Annotated in this window: 14 protein-coding genes; all 14 read right to left on the bottom strand. The window is 65.1% G+C overall.

Annotation, left to right across the window (positions count from 1 at the left end):
• Nucleotides 1-83 precede the first annotated feature (83 nt).
• The gene (locus ACFOYU_RS06930; RefSeq protein WP_377033008.1) at nt 84-1,427 is read right to left on the bottom strand and encodes an erythromycin esterase family protein; all 1,344 of its coding nucleotides are present in this window, start codon (nt 1,425-1,427) and stop codon (nt 84-86) included.
• 79 nt (nt 1,428-1,506) lie between these two features.
• On the bottom strand, nt 1,507-3,450 hold the full coding sequence (locus tag ACFOYU_RS06925) for a mechanosensitive ion channel family protein (protein WP_377033007.1): 1,944 nt from the start codon (nt 3,448-3,450) through the stop codon (nt 1,507-1,509).
• Between the two features lie 103 nt (nt 3,451-3,553).
• Entirely contained in the window at nt 3,554-5,326 is a 1,773-nt protein-coding gene (locus ACFOYU_RS06920; RefSeq protein WP_377033006.1) for a M14 family zinc carboxypeptidase, read from the bottom strand.
• Nucleotides 5,323-6,180, bottom strand: a complete 858-nt coding sequence (locus ACFOYU_RS06915; RefSeq protein WP_226742129.1) for an ABC transporter permease — start codon at nt 6,178-6,180, stop codon at nt 5,323-5,325. The genes ACFOYU_RS06920 and ACFOYU_RS06915 overlap by 4 nt, the downstream gene beginning before the upstream one ends.
• A 4-nt stretch (nt 6,181-6,184) precedes the next feature.
• The gene (locus tag ACFOYU_RS06910) at nt 6,185-7,108 is read right to left on the bottom strand and encodes an ABC transporter permease (RefSeq protein WP_377033005.1); all 924 of its coding nucleotides are present in this window, start codon (nt 7,106-7,108) and stop codon (nt 6,185-6,187) included.
• Between the two features lie 105 nt (nt 7,109-7,213).
• Nucleotides 7,214-8,740 carry an ABC transporter substrate-binding protein gene (locus tag ACFOYU_RS06905; RefSeq protein ID WP_226742127.1) on the bottom strand — a complete coding sequence of 509 codons (1,527 nt, stop codon included), beginning with the start codon at nt 8,738-8,740 and terminating at the stop codon, nt 7,214-7,216.
• 24 nt (nt 8,741-8,764) lie between these two features.
• Nucleotides 8,765-10,648, bottom strand: a complete 1,884-nt coding sequence (locus tag ACFOYU_RS06900) for a dipeptide ABC transporter ATP-binding protein (RefSeq protein WP_377033004.1) — start codon at nt 10,646-10,648, stop codon at nt 8,765-8,767.
• A gap of 175 nt (nt 10,649-10,823) precedes the next feature.
• Nucleotides 10,824-12,089, bottom strand: coding sequence for an aminopeptidase (locus tag ACFOYU_RS06895; protein ID WP_377033003.1), 1,266 nt, complete (start codon nt 12,087-12,089; stop codon nt 10,824-10,826).
• A gap of 78 nt (nt 12,090-12,167) precedes the next feature.
• Nucleotides 12,168-13,274: a molybdenum ABC transporter ATP-binding protein gene (gene modC, locus ACFOYU_RS06890; RefSeq protein WP_377033002.1), complete on the bottom strand. Its 1,107-nt coding sequence runs from the start codon at nt 13,272-13,274 to the stop codon at nt 12,168-12,170.
• Nucleotides 13,271-13,969 (bottom strand): molybdate ABC transporter permease subunit, encoded by a 699-nt coding sequence (modB, locus tag ACFOYU_RS06885; protein ID WP_377033001.1) that lies wholly within the window; start codon nt 13,967-13,969, stop codon nt 13,271-13,273. The genes modC and modB overlap by 4 nt, the downstream gene beginning before the upstream one ends.
• On the bottom strand, nt 13,966-14,775 hold the full coding sequence (gene modA, locus ACFOYU_RS06880) for a molybdate ABC transporter substrate-binding protein (protein ID WP_377033000.1): 810 nt from the start codon (nt 14,773-14,775) through the stop codon (nt 13,966-13,968). The genes modB and modA overlap by 4 nt, the downstream gene beginning before the upstream one ends.
• Before the next feature lie 70 nt (nt 14,776-14,845).
• Entirely contained in the window at nt 14,846-15,490 is a 645-nt protein-coding gene (gene msrQ / locus ACFOYU_RS06875; protein WP_377032999.1) for a protein-methionine-sulfoxide reductase heme-binding subunit MsrQ, read from the bottom strand.
• On the bottom strand, nt 15,490-16,461 hold the full coding sequence (gene msrP, locus ACFOYU_RS06870; RefSeq protein ID WP_377032998.1) for a protein-methionine-sulfoxide reductase catalytic subunit MsrP: 972 nt from the start codon (nt 16,459-16,461) through the stop codon (nt 15,490-15,492). The genes msrQ and msrP overlap by 1 nt, the downstream gene beginning before the upstream one ends.
• Before the next feature lie 112 nt (nt 16,462-16,573).
• Nucleotides 16,574-17,644 (bottom strand): ABC transporter ATP-binding protein, encoded by a 1,071-nt coding sequence (locus ACFOYU_RS06865; protein WP_377032997.1) that lies wholly within the window; start codon nt 17,642-17,644, stop codon nt 16,574-16,576.
• Nucleotide 17,645: the final 1 nt, after the last annotated feature.

The raw sequence follows: 17,645 nt of genomic DNA, 5'->3' as shown, positions 1-17,645 counted from the left end.
CAAAAACCCTGCTGAATGGTGAACGCGATGAATGGATTGCGCGTCAGTTAGCAGGGGGAGCCAAGACCGGCAAGGGTTTGGGATCAGAGACCGAAGGGATAGGTCTCCGGCATTCCCTTCCCGTGGGCATGGGTGAGCGGCGTCACGGCCCTGGTCTCGTCGAACCACACGAAGGCATCGAACTGCTCGGCCATGACGGCCTCGAAATAGTGGCTGTAGAGCTCGGTCTCGGGCCGGTAGATCACCCCGATGGCCCGTTCCAGGCGTGGCCGCGACAGAGCTTCCTTCAGATCCTGCTGTCCGTTTTCCCGCCAGTCGGTCAGGAAACAGCCGAGCCCGGCATCGCGGAAGATCCGCTCGTGGCTGTCGGGCCTCGCCGGCCGGACGTCCTTGACCTCCATGGGGCCGTCCCAGTCGCTGGCGGCGGCGACCGTGCCGCGGTCGGTGCCGAACCCGATCAGCACCGCCTCGCCGCGATAGGCCGTGCGGCAGAGCTCACCGATATTGAACTCCCCCTGCCAGCCCATGGCGGTCGCGGAGGCGTTGCCGATATGGGAGTTGTGCGCCCAGATCACCGCCTTGGCGTTCTCGCGCCGGGCCAGGAGGCTCTGGAGCGTGTCGAACATGTGCCGGTCGCGCAGGTTCCAGGACTCCGTCGAGCCCTCGTACATGATGCGGTAGTAATGCTCCGCCGCATGAACGATCTTAGCGTTCTGCACCGCGTCGAAGAATGCCTCGCCGCCATCGGCCTTCAGGTATTCCAGCCTCCGGTCGAGCATGGATTGGAGCTGGTCGAGCAGGGCCTGGTCGCAGGGCCGTTTGCGGCCCGTGAGGACGGCTCGCCCGTAGAGGGCGGGATCCGATTGCCAGGGGCTGAGGCAGCCATATCGTCCCCGGGCCTCATCGACACCCTCGGGATCCACCTTCTCCAGATATTTCAGCACCGACTGAATGGACGAGTGCAGGCTGTAGACGTCGAGGCCCCGGAACTCGGCGCGCTCGGCCTCCGGCCGGTCACGGTTGTGGTCGCGCATCCAGTTGACGAAATCCGCCACCTCGTCATTGCGCCACATCCAGGTGGGAAAACGCTCGAAAGCGGCATCGTCCGTGTCCGGAACCTTGCGATGCCGCACATAGGCGTCGATCCTGGCGGCGTCCGGCCAATCGGCCTCGACGGCCACGATGTTGAAGCCGTGCTCCTCGATCAGGCGCCGGGTGATCGCGGCCCGCGCCCTGTAGAATTCCGACGTGCCGTGGGTGGCCTCGCCGAGCAGAACGACCTTGGCGTCGGAAAAGCGGTCGAACATGGAACCGAACGCGGTTGCATCCGAAATCGGAGGCAATGTCTCGCCATGCTCGCGCACGACCTCGACCGCCTCACGGATGCCCGCCTCGTTCTCTTTCTGCTTCCATGACAATCCGGCCATCGCAACACCTCGTGAAGCCCAGAGACAACGCTTCTGCGGTGCTCCACTAACGATGGGGAGGTTGTCCTGTTCCGGGTGATCAGGATGCCCTGGCTTGCGGCTCGTCCGTTTTCGACATGCTCTCCAGCGCGGTCAGCGCGGCGGCTCTTGCCGCCTCCGGATGCTCGACGCCCGGCGGCATTTGGACGATGACCTGAGGACGGGCGAACTGAATTCCCTCACGAGCGAAGGCGTCGCGAACGCGCTGGTACACCTCACGCTGCAGCCCCCATTGCTCGCCGGGCTTGGCCGTGAACTTGACGCCGACGACGATGCCGTACTGCTCCATGCGTCGGACGCCCTGGAACTTCAGCGGCTGGAGCAGATGGGAGCCGAACTCCTCGTCCCCGTCCAGCTCGGCGGCGATCTGCTTCACGATCTTTTTCGCTTTGACGAGGTCGGTGTCGAACGCGATCGTGAACTCGATCTTCACGATGGTGTAGTCGCGGCTGAAATTGGTGATCTGGCGGATTTCGCCGAACGGCACCGTATAGAGCTGACCGCGCGGATGCCTCAGCCGCAGGGAACGGATCGACATTTTCTCGACGGTGCCCTTGGCATTGCCGATCTCGACGAACTCGCCGAGTCGAAAGGCATCGTCCGCCAGGAAGAACAATCCGGAGATCACGTCCTTCACCAGGGTCTGCGACCCGAAGCCGATGGCGATGCCCAGCACGCCCGCCCCGGCGAGCATGGGCGCGATGTTGATCCCCATCGCCATCAGGATCACCATGCCGGCGACCGAAAAGATGAAGATCGCCGTCGCCGCCCGCAGGAGCGGCAGAAAGGTCTGCAGGCGCGTCGCCGCCGGGATGTGCCCTTGATCGTCGGAGCGGGTGATGTCCGCATGAGCGGCAGGGGCGTAGGAATCCAAGGCCGTGCGGGCGAGTTCCCACAGCATGAGCGCAAGCGCGCAGGCGATGCCGATATCGATGACGGCCCGGGCGAAAGGCTCGCCCAGTCGATCCGTCGCCAGAGCCAACGGATTGATGTTCCAGATCAGGGCGAAGCCGATCCCGTAGCCGGCGAAAGCCGCGAGACGGGCACTGCGCCGCAGCGCCAACCGCCACGCCTTCACCTCCTCCGCCGCGACGGAAGGCTTCGCGAACAGAAAGGCGAGAACGATGCCGAGAAGCAGAACGCTCGCGGCCCCCTTCACGAATGCCGCACCCTGATGATGAACGGATGCCACCACCGTCACGACGCCGGTCAGGCTCAGCATGAAAACGGAGACGCCATACCAGTGGGGCCTGATGTACCGGACGATCACGTCTCCCGCTTCGTAGGGCCTTCCCCAGTCCTGCGGAAGAGCGCTCCGAAAGGCGCCGAGGGCGCCGAAACCCGCACCGAGAAAGCCGAGCCAAAGCAGGGTCGCGAGGGCGAGCCGAGGCTCCGCCTCGACGCCGGCGAGCCTCAACAGACCGAGGAAAACGTAACCGAACGCGAGGATGCCGAGCCCCGAACGAATGCGGTGCAGCGGCTTGCGGATCGTCTCTTCCCGATCCCGGCCGGCAAGCAGCCGCAGGAATGTATCCACCACATGCATGAAGCCCCAGGCGAGGCTGAGGGCGAGCGCTGCGGACCGGATCGGAGATCCCTTGAACGCGAGGACGATCAGCGTCGGCAGAGGGAACAGGAGCGCGGCGAGCAAGGCCCCGGCCCTGTGCGTGCGAGCGAAGTGCCAGGACCGCCGGACGACCCCTTCCAGCAGGTAACCTGCCAGAACGGCCGCAGCCATGGCGGCAAGCAAGAGCAGGAGCGACTGAGGCACGGAGCGGCTGCTCGCCAGCCAGGCAAGCATCTGGCCCAGAGCCTCCGGAATACCTCCGATTCCTGTGCCCACCGCCTCGGCATGGGCGGCCATTCGCTCCGCCGCCCGTTCGGAGGCGGCAACGAGGGCGGCGGCATCCTCCTGGGCCAGCGCCGTCCCGGTGAGCGCCGGAAAGGCACCCGCCGATGCGCCGATAGAGCCAACCCGCAACATGATCCGATCCCTCGCATGCAGCCGCCCGGGCGCCGAATGCCCGGACGGCTCCCTCATGAGATACGACAGGATGGATTGACGCAACGCTAAGGCCAGGAAAGCCTTAAACGGACGCTACCGCCAGATCTTCCGCCATGTCCGCCATCATGGCCGCATAGGCCTCCTCGGCGGCCAGAACGGTGGTCATCTGCACCGTATGGGCGAAACGGTAGGGCTCGCCATAGATCGTCTCGTCCGGGAACTCCGTGATCAGCGTGAGCGGCGTCGGATAGCGCTCGTCGGCCGTCAGCAGGCACGGCACGTCGTTGATGATCTCGTAAGGCGTCCCGCCGGAATGGATCGCGCAGATCTCGATCTGGCGCCGGTTGAACTCGGGCAGGCCCGGAACGGCCGAAAGGCGCTTCGTCACGGCCTCGACCAGCCTGCGCGCCTGCTCCGCCCAGGAGGGCTTGTGCCGCATGACCAGGAAGAAGCCCTTGGGGATCGACCAGAGTTCGAACCCGCGCGGCAGATAGCCGGTGAAGGGCCGCGTCCATTCATGGGCCGGATAGCCGTGCAGATTGACGTGGAGCTGCGCACCCGACATCTGCAGCGCCTGGATCCGCGCCCCCTTCTCGTAGGTCGGGCTGCCCCGGTCGTATTCCAGATCGTTGCCGAGGGAAGTGTAGCGCGCCGCATGGTGCATGTGGCGCGGATTGCCCTCGCAGAGACGACCATGCAGCGCGTAGCCGTCCGGGTTCTCCACGGGGATGAGGGCGATGTTCGCCTCGGGATCGGCAAGCAGGCGCCTGGCCGCCCTCAGGGCGCCCACCGGCGCCGAGGTCTCGTTGGCGTGCTGGCCGCCGGTGACGAGCACCGCCGGACGCGAGCCCGACCGGTAGAGGCCACGCACCGGCCGCCCTTCGCGGGACAGGCCTTCGAAGGTCTCGCCCGGAAGTTCCGCCAGCTCCCGGTGGATCTGCGCCAATCCGGGGGCCGCATCCGCAGCGTCGAGGTCCTGTTCCGCCCGGTGCGGATCCTCGGGAGCGCCGAAGGAGCGCAGTTCCACGCGCACATGCGCGTCCCCGTCCCCTTCGCGGATGTCGGGCACGATCTGGCCCGGCTGCAACCCGCGATCCTCCGGGGGGCGGCCCGACCTGTGCTTGAAGAACTCGAGCAGCGAGAAATAGAAATCCTCGTGCAGCGCCTCACGAGTGCTCATCACCTCGTCGTCGTAGCCCAGGGATCTTTCGATCCCGGGGATCGTCACATCGATCGCAAGGGTCTCCGCATAGGGCTCCGCCGCAGGCCATTCATGGGCTGCGACCGCTTCCATGACTTTCCGGAAGACGATTTCGATCTCCGTTTCGAGCGCCCGGTCGATGTCGGGCGCATTTCCGGGAAGCCCCGTGACCTTGAGCCAGCCTGTCGGCGTCAGGTCGACCTGTTCGAGATGGTTCGTGCGCAGGCGGTTCGGAGCGAACACCTCGTGCTCCGCCGCACGCCCATCGGTGTATTCCACGCGCACCCGGTAGGTCAGATCGGCCTCGCCGGGCTCGAAGACGGCCTCGACGCCGTCGAGCAGGGCGGCGAGCGGATAGGCCTCCGACAGGAAGCGCATGGGATCCGCCTCCTCGTGCACGGGATAGCGGACGGCGACCCGCTTCAGGTCCGCCATGTCGATGTCTTCGAGGAAGGCATGAACGAGAGGCTTGTAGGCACTATGCAGCCGCGCCGAAATGCCCGCCTCCGCAAGAGTCCGCTCCGCCTCGCGGCGCGCGGGCTCATTCTCGAAGAGCCAAGCCTCGAGACGAGCCCCGCGGCGGGTTTCACCGGTCCACTCGCGCAGGAGAGTGTCGAGGGTACGGGGGACCCGCTCATTGAGTAGAATCGTCATTTTCCTGTCTGTCCTGTCGGATCCAAGAGGTCGCGCAGCCAATCGCCCAGGAGGTTGAGGCCGAGCACGGTGAACATGATGGCGAGGCCCGGGAAGACGCTGACCCACCAGGCCGACTGCAGGTAGGTGCGCCCGTCGGCCAGCATGCCGCCCCAGCTCGGGATCAGCGGATCGACGCCAAGCCCGAGGAAGGTGAGGCTGCTCTCGAGCAGAATGTTGTTGGCGACGTTCAGCGTCATGAGAATGACGATGGGGCCGAGCACGTTGGGCAGGATATGGGTGAAGATGATGCGTCCGTTGCCGACGCCGATGGCGCGGGCCGACAGGATGAATTCCCGGTCCCGCAGGGCCAGGACGGAGCCGCGCACCAGACGGGCATACTGCACCCATTGCGCGACGATCATGAAGAAGATCACCTTGTCGACGCCGGTTCCGAGAATGGCCAGGAACATGATGGCGATCAGGATGAACGGCAGGGCGAGCTGGATGTCGGCGAAACGCATCAGCAGCACCTCGGCGATGCCGCGGTAATAGCCCGCCACGAGGCCGACGAGCGTGCCGAGCACCACCGCCCCGAGCACCGACAGAATGCCCACCGTCAGCGAGATCTTGCCGCCGACGATGACGCGCGCCAGCACGTCCCGCCCCAGCGGATCGGTGCCGAGGATGTGCGCCGGATCCTGGAAGGGCGGGATCAGGCGGGCCATCAGGTCCATGCTCTCGCCGCCATCCGGAAACAGGAAGCCGGAGAACAGGACCGCCAGACACATGCCGCCGGTGAGAGTGATGCCGAGGGCGAATTCCAGCGAGCGGAAACGCCGGCGGTTCGGGGATACGGCCTGAGCTCCTGCCATGGGATCACTCCGTCCGGATGCGCGGGTCGATCAGCCCGTAGGCGATGTCGACCAGAAGGTTGATGAGAACGATGAACAGGGCGAGCACCGTGATGGTGCCCTGCAGCACCGGATAGTCGCGGCCCGAGATCGCGTCGAAGGCCAGCGTGCCCATGCCGGGCCAGTTGAACACGCGCTCCACGATCACGATGCCGCCGATCAGGCCGCCGAACTGCAGGCCGATATAGGTCACGAGCGGAATCGCGGAGTTGCGCAGGGCGTGCTTGTAGAGGACGACGCGATCCGCCAGACCCTTGGAGCGGGCCACCATGATGTATTGCTGCGACAGCGTTTCCAGCATCGAGGTGCGCACGAGGCGGACGTTGGTGGCCGTGAGAATGATCGCCATGGTCAGGGCCGGCATGATGAAGCTCTCGGGCCCCTCCATGCCGCTCGGCGGCAGAATGCCGAGCACGATGGAGAACAAGAGCACCATCATGATGGCGAGCCAGAAATTCGGGAAGGACAGGCCGACGAGGGACAGGATGCGGATCAGCTGATCCGGCCAGCGGCCGCGATTGACTGCCGCATAGACGCCGAGCGGCACCGACAGGGCAATCGACACCAGAAGCGAGGTGAAGGCGAGGAGAAGCGTCGAGGGAAGGGCCTGCGCGATCAGCGTGGAGACGGGCGTTCCCCCCATGAAGCTGCGCCCGAAATCGCCCACGAAGATCCCTTGCAGGAAGCTGAAATACTGGACGAAGAAGGGGCGTTCGAGGCCCAGAGCCTGCCGGATGTTCTGCAGATCCTCCTCGGTGACGTTGCCGCCGCCGCCCATGAGCATGATGGCGGGATCTCCCGACAGCCTGACCGCAGACGAGACGATCAAGGTGACGGCCAGGACCACGAATATGGCCTGCAGCAGTCGTTTGAGGATGAAGCCCGCCATGCGGTGAACCTTCCTGGTCTTGGAAAAACGGCCCCGCTTTCGCGGGGCCTTTCTGAAAGTATCGGCCCCGGGCGCTCTCTCGGCGAAAGCACCCGGAAACGCAGATTAGTCGACGCTCGTTTCCGTGAAGCGGAAGCGACGATCCGCCGGAGCATCGAAGTTCTTGACCCGCTTGTTCACGCCATAGATCGTGTTCTGGTTGTAGAGCGGGATTTCGAGCGCCTTGTCGGCCACATAGCGGGCGATTTCCTGGAGAAGGTTCTCACGCTCCTTCACGTCGTAGATCGTGCGCTGCTTCTCGAGCATCTCGTTGAGCTTGGGATCGTTGTCGTACGGGTTCCACTTCTCGCCCGTGTGGTACATCAGGTAAGCGGTGTTGTCGTAGTCGAACGTCCAGCCGCCCCAGGCCTGGTGCCAGGCCTCTCCGGTCTTGCCGTTCGGGATGATGTCGTTGAGCAGGACCGGCGGCTCGTAGGGCTGCAGCGACGGCTTCAGGCCCAGGGCCTGCAGGAAGCCTGCGGCGGCCTGCGCCACTTCGCGGAAGGTCGCGTCGTTGCCGCGGAAGTCGATCTTCACCGGAGCGCCCGCCGGCACCTTGGCCTGCTGCAGCATCTGCTTCGCCTTGGCGAGATCGAAGGGCAGCGGCTTCAGGTTCGGATCGTGGCCGAAGGACAGTTCGGACTGGAAGCTCGCGATGGGCTTGGCATGGCCGAGGAGCACGGCCTTGATGATCGCATCGCGGTCGATGCCCATGATCAGCGCCTTGCGGACGTTCTGGTCCTTCGTGATGCCTTCCTTGGTGTTCAGACGCAGCGAGACCACCGTCGGGCCGGTGATGCTGATGAGATCGAGGTTCGGGCTCTTCTCGACGGTCGGCGCGAGGCCGAACGGGATCAGCGTCGCCACGTCGATGCGGCCGGCCTGGAGCTCGGCAACCTGCGTGTTGGCCTCGGAGATGAAACGCGTCACCACCTTGTCGAGCTTGGGCGCGCCGCCCCAGTGCTCGGGATTGGCCTCGAGGGTCAGGCTGACCTTCGGGTTGTACTCGACGAACTTGAACGGGCCCGTGCCGACGGGATGGGTGTTGAAGTGATCGTCGCCCTTCTCCTGGATGTATTTGGGCGGGACGATCATGGCGCCATAGCCGGCGAGCTTCGTCAGCAGAACCGGATCGGGCTGCTTCATGACGAAATCGACCGTGTGGTCGTCGACCACCTCGACATGGTCGATGGTGTTGTAGTTCGACTGCTGCGGACCCTTCTTGCCCTCGGCGCCGAGCAGGCGATCGAAGGTGAACTTCACGGCCTGAGCATTGAAGGGCTCACCGTTGTGGAACTTTACGTTCTCGCGCAGCTTGAAGCGGATGCGGCTGTTGTTGTCGAGGAATTCCCAGCTGGTCGCGAGGCCGGGCTTCAGCTTCATGTCGGCGCCGCGCGCGGTCAGGCCGTCATAGATGTTATTGGCGGCCGAGGACCAGTCGACCAGGAAGGTGTCGATGGGGTCCCAGCTGCCGGGATCGATGGCGACGGCAACCGTCATGGTTCCGGCCGCCTGAGCACCCGACGCCATCAGCGGCGCCAAGGCTGTCGCAACCGTGAGGCCCAGGGCCTTCAAGGTTCGTGAAAGTCTCATCTGTAATCTCCCTCTGAGTAGAGTCTATGCGGCGCCGCGGAGCCGTTCGGGCTCGATGGCGACCCAATGGCCGGGCTCGACCTCCCGCATCTGGTGAATCGCCGGCTCCTGTCCGACCGGCCGCACCGGGCTCGGGATTTCGCCCTCGATCCGGGTCTGCGCGCGCTCGCGCTCCGGATCGGCGATCGGAACGGCCGAAAGCAGCTTGCGGGTGTAGGAATGCTGCGGGTTCTCGAACACCGCCTGCCGCGTTCCGATCTCGACGATCTGGCCGAGATACATGACCGCGACACGGTGGCTGATCTTCTCCACCACGGCCATGTCGTGGGTGATGAAGAGATAGGACAGATGCCTGCGCTCCTGCAGCTCCATGAGCAGATTGACGATCTGCGCCTGGATCGACACGTCGAGCGCGGAGACGGATTCGTCGGCGATGATCAGCTTGGGATCGCTCGCAAGCGCGCGGGCGATGCAGACGCGCTGGCGCTGACCGCCCGAGAATTCGTGCGGGTAGCGCTTGGCATGCTGGGGCTGCAGGCCGACCTGCTCCAGCAATTCCTGCACGCGCCGGTCGATCGCCTTGCGATCCCTGATCAGGCCGTGGACGATGATCGGCTCCGCGATGCTGTAGCCGACCGTATGGCGCGGATCGAGCGAGGCGAAGGGATCCTGGAAGATGTACTGGATCTCCTGCCGCAGACGGCGGCGATCCGCCTGGCTCATGGCCGCCATGTCGCGCCCGTTGAAGCGCACCGTGCCGCCGGTCGGCTCCACAAGCTGCTGCAGCGTGCGCCCGATGGTGGATTTTCCGCTGCCGGATTCACCCACCAGAGCAAGGGTTTCGCCGGGATAGATGTCGAAGCTCACCTCCTCGACCGCGTGCACCCGGTGGGTCACCCGACCGAAGAAGGTCTTGCCGACGTCGAAACGGGTCGTCAGCTTGTCCACCTGGAGAATGGGCTTCGTGTAGTCTGCCGTATTCTGGATGTGCGTCTCGCCGACCTGCTTCGGCACGCCGCCATCCATGACGATGACGGGGGTGCGCTTCGGGAGCGGCTGGCCCGTGAGGCTTCCCAAGCGCGGCACGGCGGAGAGCAGCGCACGCGTATAGGGATGCTTCGGCGCCGCGAAGATCTCCCGCACCGGCCCCTGTTCGACCTTTTCGCCTTTCCACATCACCACCACGTCGTCGGCCATCTCGGCGACCACGCCCATGTCGTGGGTGATGAAGATGACGGCGGTCCCCATCTCCTGCTGCAGGTCGCGGACGATGTTCAGGATCTGCGCCTGGATCGTCACGTCGAGGGCGGTCGTGGGCTCGTCGGCGATGAGGAGCTTGGGGTTGCAGGCGAGCGCCATCGCGATCATCACGCGCTGGCGCATCCCGCCGGAGAGCTGGTGCGGGTAGCGGTCGAGGAGCTTCTCCGCATCCGGAAGCCGTACCTTCTGCAGCAATTCCTTCGCCCGCGTGCGTGCATCTCGGGTGTTCAGCCCCTCGTGGAGGGTGAGCGTCTCCGCGATCTGATTGCCGATGGTGAAAACCGGATTGAGCGACGTCATCGGCTCCTGGAAGATCATGGCGATGTCGTTGCCGCGGATTTCCCGGAGCTTCGCATCGGACGCCTCGACCAGATTCAGCGCCTCGGTCCCATCGGGGCGGAACAGGACCTCACCGCCGACAATGCGCCCGCCCGTGTAGTCGGTGAGGCGCATGATCGCGAGCGACGTCACGGATTTCCCCGAACCGGACTCGCCGACGACCGCCAGCGTCCGGCCCGGCTGCACGTCGAAGCTGACGTCCTTGACCGCCCGGAAGGCACCTCCGCCTGTCCCGAACTCGACGGACAGCGAGCGGACGGACAAAAGGGGCGCGCTGGCCGAGTCGGGCTTGGCTTTGTTGTCGGACATCAATCAATAACTCATGATGAGGTGACCGCCTGACGCAATGTCAGAACGAAACCTCTTTAATACCTGTCACAAAACACAGCTTGACGGGGCTCAGGTCAAGCCCCGTTCATATGTTGTTAATGCATTAGAGAGATGCGGCCCAAGCAGCAATGCTGTCGTCTGCCGCACCTTGTCGCTATGGAGTTACCCACTCACCTTTGCGCATGAGCGGCTCCGCCTGCCCGTTTGCTGTAACACCATCCACATCCACTTGATCGGACCCGATCATCCAGTCGATATGGATCAGGCTGCGGTTCGACCCACGGGCGGCGAGTTCCTCCTCGCTCATCGAGCCGCCGTCCCGGATGCACTTGCTGTAGGCCTGTCCCAGGGCGATGTGGCTGGAAGCGTTCTCGTCGAAGAGCGTGTTGTAGAACAGAAGGCCGCTCTGCGAGATCGGCGAGGAATAGGGAACCAGCGCCACCTCGCCGAGGTGACGCGCGCCCTCGTCGGTGTCCAGAACCTTGTTGAGCACGGCCTCGCCGGTGCGTGCGCGGCTCTCGACGATCCGTCCGCTCTCGAAGGTGACCTGAATGTCCTGGATCAGGGTTCCCTGGTACGACAGCGGCTTGGTGCTGGTCACGTAGCCTTCCACCCGGTCCCTGTGGGGCGTCGTGAAAACCTCCTCGGTCGGGATGTTCGCGTTACAGACGACGCCGTTCTTGGCCTTGGTCGAGCCGCCGTTCCACTCATGCCCGTCCGCAAGGCCGACACGCAGGTCGGTGCCCGGGCCGCGGAAGTGGAGAGCGGCGTAGTTCTTCTCGTTCAGCATGCGCGTGCGGGCCTGGAGGTTCGCGTTGTGATCGGCCCAGTTCGCGATGGGGTCCGGCGTATCGGCCCGCGAGGCGGAGAAGATGGCGCTCCAGAGCTTGGCGACGGCGACATCCTCGGGATCGTTCGGGAAGACGGCCTTCGCCCAGGCCGGTGTTGCGGCGGAGACGATGGTCCAGTTTGTGTCGAAGCCGGCGATCAGGTTGAGCGCAGGCATATAGGCCTTGGAGCGCGCGCGGTTGGCGCGGGAGACCTTTTCCGGGTCCTCCTTGGCAAGGAGGGACGGATCCTCACCGACAATGGCGAGACGGGCGGCCCCGTTCCTGTAGGCCGTCGCCATGCCCTCGTACAGCCACGCTGCGGCGGTATCGAAACCCTCGTCCCGCCCATGGCGGAAGCGCATCAGGGTGGCCTCCTCGTCGGAGAACATCGTGGTGACGAGGGAGGCTCCCGCCCTGTAGGCATGCTCCGTGATGCGCCGCGTCAGGGGAACGGCGTCGAGCGGCGCCGTTATGACGACCTCCTGCCCCGGCTTCAGCCCGAGTCCGACGCGTACGGCAACCTCGGCCAGACGGTCGAGAAGAGTCGCATGGGACGTGGCCTCGGACGGATTCCGGAATTGGTCGTTCATGATCCTGCCTTTCGGATGAAGAGGTGGAGGGTCAAGCTACACACCCCGACAGGGCGCGCAAGCCTTGTGAACGCTGTCTCATCCCCCGTTCCTGGGCGCTTGGACGAGAACCTCCGGATCGAAGGCGATGCTCTTGATGACGGCATGAACGGGAAGACCGGGCGCAAGGCCGAGACCCTCGACGGACTTCCGCGTCAGCCGGGCCACAAGCTTGTCCCCGGCACAATCGACTACAACGTCGACGCCGGCACCGTCGGGCGCGTCGATTCCGAAGATCGTTCCAGGCAGGACGTTCAAGGCGCTCAGGCCCTCTGGGGCCTTCAGGGAGAGCATGATGTCGCGGGCCCTAAGCCGAACCCGCAGAGGCGCGCCGACCGGGAGGTCGAGCCGGGGCACGGTCAGGATGCCGGCCTTGGCCTGAAGCGTCGTCAGATCATAGACATCCTCGTGCCGGAGCACATGCGTGTCGATCAGAGCCCCAACCTCCAACCGCTCCGCGTGCGGGAAGAGGCTGGCATGGGTCAGAATATCCGTAGCAGGCCCGGAGGCCTTCACCCGTCCGTCCGAGAGAACGACGATGGATGTCGCCAGGCGTGCGATCTCCGGGACGGAATGGCTGACCAGGACGATGGGCACGTCGCCCTCGTCCCGAAGCCGTTCGATATAGGGATAGATCTCCGCCTTTCGCGCCTCGTCGAGGGAGGCCAGCGGTTCGTCCATGAGGAGAAGCTGAGGATCGGTCAGGAGCGCCCGCCCCAAGGCGACCCGCTGCTTTTCGCCTCCCGAGAGGGTCGAGGGCTGGCGGGTCAGCAGATGCCCTATGCCGAGCAGCCCGACGATCCCGTCGAAACTCGCCCGCCGCTCGGCCCGCGGGGTGAACCAGCGCCCGAACAGCAGGTTCTGACGCACGTTCAGGTGGGGAAAGAGCCGCCCCTCCTGAAAGACATAGCCGACCCGACGCCGGTGCTTGGGCACGAAGGTTCCAGCAGGGGTATCGACGAGCACGCGCCCATTCACGACGATCCGTCCCTCGGAGGGACGGACGAGACCGCCGATGGCGTTGACCAGGGTCGTCTTGCCCGAGCCGGACTGGCCGAACAGAGCGGTCAGGCGCCCCTCGGAACGGAAGCATGCCTGAAGCGTGAAGGCGCCCTGCCGATGGCGGATGTCGACGTCCAGGCTCATCGGGCAAGAAGCCTCCGCCGCACCCGCCGCGCCATCCATTCCGATACCCAGAGCGCACCGACCGAAATGGCGACAGAGACGAGCGTCAGCCGCAATGCGCCCCCCTCGCCTCCAGGCACCTGCGTCAGGGTGTAGATGGCGGAAGGGATCGTCTGGGTCTCTCCGGGTATGTTGGAGACGAAGGTGATGGTCGCTCCGAACTCTCCCATGGCCTTGGCGAAGGAAAGGACCATGCCGGCCAGGATGCCGGGAAGGATCAACGGCAGGGTCACGACGAGGAACACCCACACGGGATGAGCCCCCAGCGTTCCCGCCGCATCCTCGAGCTTCCGGTCCACCGCCTCGATGGACAGGCGAACGGCGCGGACGAGGAGAGGAAAGCCCATGACCGCGCAGGCCAACGCGGCGCCGGTCCAGCGAAAGGAAAGCACGATCCCGAGGTGATCGGCCAGGAACGCTCCGATAGGCCCTCGTCGCCCAAAACCAAGCAGGAGGGCATAGCCGACGACGACCGGGGGCAGGACCAAAGGCAGATGCACGAGCACATCGAGCGCCTGCCGCCCCCAGAAGCGGCCCCGCTCCAGAAGCAGCGCCACGGCGATCCCGGGCACCACGCTTGCGGCCATGGCCGCCAGGGCAACCTTGAGGCTGAGCCTCACCGCCGTCCATTCCTCGGGAGACAGCCAGTCGCTCACGAGGCGGACGCCATTTTGTCGATGACGGTGAACCCGTGACGCTCGAACAGGGATTTCGCCTCGTCCGAGCGAAGGAAATCCAGAAAGGCGCCTGCATCGGGATTGTTCGATGCCCGTGTCAGAGCAACCGGATAGATGATCGGAGGGTGAGCGCCATCCGGAAAGGTGCCGACGACCCTGACATTCGGGTCGGACGCCGCATCGGTGCGATAGACGATCCCGAGCGGCACCTCCTCGCGGGAGGCGAGAAGGAGCGCGGCACGCACGCTTTCGGTCTGAACCAGCTTGTCCTTCACGGCGGCCCAGGCCCCGAGGGCTTCCAGGGCGGCTCTGCCATACTTCCCGGCGGGGACGGCCTCGACATTGCCCATGGCGAGCCTGCCCGTGCCGAGCGCCTTGGAGAGGTCCAGGCCATGTCGAACGGCGAGATCCAGGGACGAGCCCTTGGGGGCAACGAGAACGAGCGCATTGCCGAGCAGGTTCACCCGCGTCTCGTTCCGGATGAGGTTCCGGGAGGCGGCGTAATCCATCCAGTCCAGATCGGCCGGGAAGAAGATGTCGGCAGGAGCGCCGGCGTCGATCTGCCTCGCCAGGGCATTGCTGGCCGCGTAGGAGATCACGACCTTCTTGCCGGTTTCGCGCATCCAGGCAGCCCCGATATCGTCCAGTGCGTTCCTCAGGCTTGCGGCGGCGAAGACGAGAACGGGACGGGATTCGGCCCGCAGATCGAGGGAGCCCAGTCCAAGCACCATCGCGAACACGAGCGCCCAGATCGCAAGGGCCCAGGTGTGACGCGCTCGATGCATATTCACTCCAGCTTGGCGAGGCTCGGCTCGGATCGGCCAAGCCGGCATCCTACCGGAGCCGGCCCCGGCTTCAAGCGGGACGTCGCTTCGGAGAGGCGCGCCTGCCGACGGAGCGCACGAGGCGGTAGCCCAACAGCGCCACAACGATCGCCGCGTAGACCAGGGGCTCCGGCGGCCAGGACTTCACGACGAGGAGGTAATGCAGCACCGCGCCGATGGCCGCCACGTAGACCAGGCGGTGCAGCCGCGCCCAGGCCTGTCCGCCGAGACGCTTGATGGCGGCGTTGTTGGACGTGAGCGCCAGAGGGATGAGAATGACGAAAGTGGCCATTCCGATCGTGATGTAGGGACGCTTCACGATGTCGGCCCAAATCGCCGCGGCATCGAGCCCCTGATCGAGAACCAGATAGGTCAGAAGATGCAGGGCGGCATAGTAGAAGGCGAGCAAACCCAGCGCCCGGCGATAGCGCAGCAGGTTGATGTTGAGGACCTGCCGCAACGGCGTGACGGCGAGGCTGGCGATGAGGAAGCGCAGGGCCCACAGGCCGAGGGCCTGCTCCAGATAGCGCATCGGATCGGCGCCGAGCCGATCGTTGACGCCCTCATAGAACAGCCACACCGCCGGGACGAAGCCGACGATATAGACGGCGATCTTGGGTATCCGGGGCACGGCGAAGCCCCGCTTCGCCCCGTGTACTGTCGTTCTTCCGGCCATCAATAGAACTTCTTCAGGTCCATGCCGGCGTAAAGCTGCGCCACCTGGTCGGCATAGCCGTTGAAAGGCAGGGTCGGCCGCCTCTTCGCGAAAAGACCGCCCTCCCCGATCCGCCGCTCGGTCGCCTGACTCCAGCGGGGATGGTCCACGCTCGGGTTGACGTTGGCATAGAACCCGTACTCGTCGGGCGCCTGCTTGTTCCAGGAGGTTTCCGGCTGCTTCTCGACGAAGCTGATGCGCACAATCGACTTGATGCCCTTGAATCCGTATTTCCACGGCACCACGAGCCGGATGGGCGCACCGTTCTGGTTAGGCAGGGTTTCGCCGTAAAGGCCGACGGCCAGGATGGTGAGAGGGTGCATCGCCTCGTCCATCCGCAACCCCTCCACGTAGGGCCAGTCGAGGACGGGGAAGAACGTGTCCGTGCCGGGCATCTCGTCGGGCCGATAGGCCGTTTCGAAAGCCACATACTTGGCGCTGCCCAGCGGCTCCACCCGTCTGATGAGATCCGCCAGCGGAAAGCCGACCCACGGGATCACCATGGACCAGCCCTCCACGCAGCGCATGCGATAGATGCGCTCCTCGAGCGTCACGGGCTTGAGCAGGTCCTCCAAGGCATAGTCTGCGGGCTTGGCGACCAGCCCATCGACCTTGACCGTCCATGGCGAGGTCTTGAGCGTGTGGGCCTTGGCGGCGGGCGAAGCCTTGTCCGTGCCGAACTCGTAGAAGTTGTTGTAGGTCGTGATGTCCTCGCGACTCGTCAGCTTCTCGTCGGTCGCGGAAAGAGGGCTCTTGGCGGCCGGAAGCGGCGCAGCCCCGAGGGAACCGGGCAGACCCGCGGCCAGGGCGAGGCCGGCGGCGCCGGTCATCCATTGCCGCCGGTTGAGATAAACCTCCCGAGGGGTGATCTCGGATGGAAGAATGTCGGCAGGGCGTCGGATCAACACGGTAGCACCTCGTCTGAAATCCATTCTGGAATGGGTACACCTCCAAGGGCGCGGTGTGCTCTCACGTTCGTGTTATAATCTCCCAAAATATCCGCCAATCGGACGCTCCCCAAGGTAAGCCGCTCGGCCGTCCCTATCAGACGGAGGCGATGCGCCGCCCCCTCTCGTCAAAGAGGTGCGACTGGTGCGAAACGGGCCGGAGGGCGATGGTCTCGCCAGGCTTCAGAGAGCATCGCTCCCGCAGCAGGACGGTGAGGCTGCCGCCCTCGACCTTGACCATCAGGGTCGTATCGGACCCGGTCGGCTCGACGACGGCGACCGTTGCAGGAATGGAATCGGGCTCACCGGGGGACATGACCTGAAGGTGCTCGGGCCGGATGCCGTAGGTCAACTTGGTCCCCACCGGCACGGGAGGCTGGGCGCCCAAGGACAGGACCGCGCCACTCGCCAGGGCAAATCCCGCCTTCTCCAGGCGCCCGTCGATGAAGTTCATGGCCGGAGAGCCGATGAAGCCGGCCACGAAACGGTTCGCCGGGCGGTCGTAGAGCTCCAGCGGCGCGCCGACCTGCTCGACGATGCCGTCATGCATCACCACGATCTTGTCGGCCATGGTCATGGCCTCGATCTGGTCGTGCGTCACATAGACCGTCGTGGTCTTCAGGCGCTGATGCAGTTCCTTGATCTCGGCTCTCATGGCCACGCGCAGCTTGGCATCGAGGTTGGAGAGCGGCTCGTCGAACAGGAAGACCTGGGGATCGCGCACGATGGCGCGGCCCATGGCGACGCGCTGGCGCTGACCGCCCGAAAGCTGGCGCGGATAGCGGTCCAGAAGCTGCGTCAGACCGAGCGATGCGGCCGCTTCCTGCACCCGCTTGCCCTGCTCGGCCTTGGGCACGCCCTTGAGCCTGAGCGAGAACGCCATGTTCTCGGCCACGGTCATGTGCGGATAGAGGGCGTAGCTCTGGAACACCATGGCGATGTCCCGGTCCTTCGGCGGAACGTCGTTGACCACTCGCGAGCCGATGCGGATCTCGCCGTCCGTGATGTCCTCGAGGCCTGCGATCATGCGCAGGAGCGTCGACTTCCCGCAGCCGGACGGGCCGACCAGGATGACGAACTCGCCATCCTGAATATCGACATCCACTCCCTTGATGATCGAGACGGGCCCGAAGGACTTGCGCACATCGCGGATCGATACATTCGCCATC

Origin of the sequence: Microvirga sp. GCM10011540 (assembly GCF_042650665.1) — a bacterium.
Taxonomy (GTDB): domain Bacteria; phylum Pseudomonadota; class Alphaproteobacteria; order Rhizobiales; family Beijerinckiaceae; genus Microvirga; species Microvirga lenta.
Note: the sequence above shows the minus strand (reverse complement) of the source record. Positions and strands in the feature narration are given on the sequence as shown.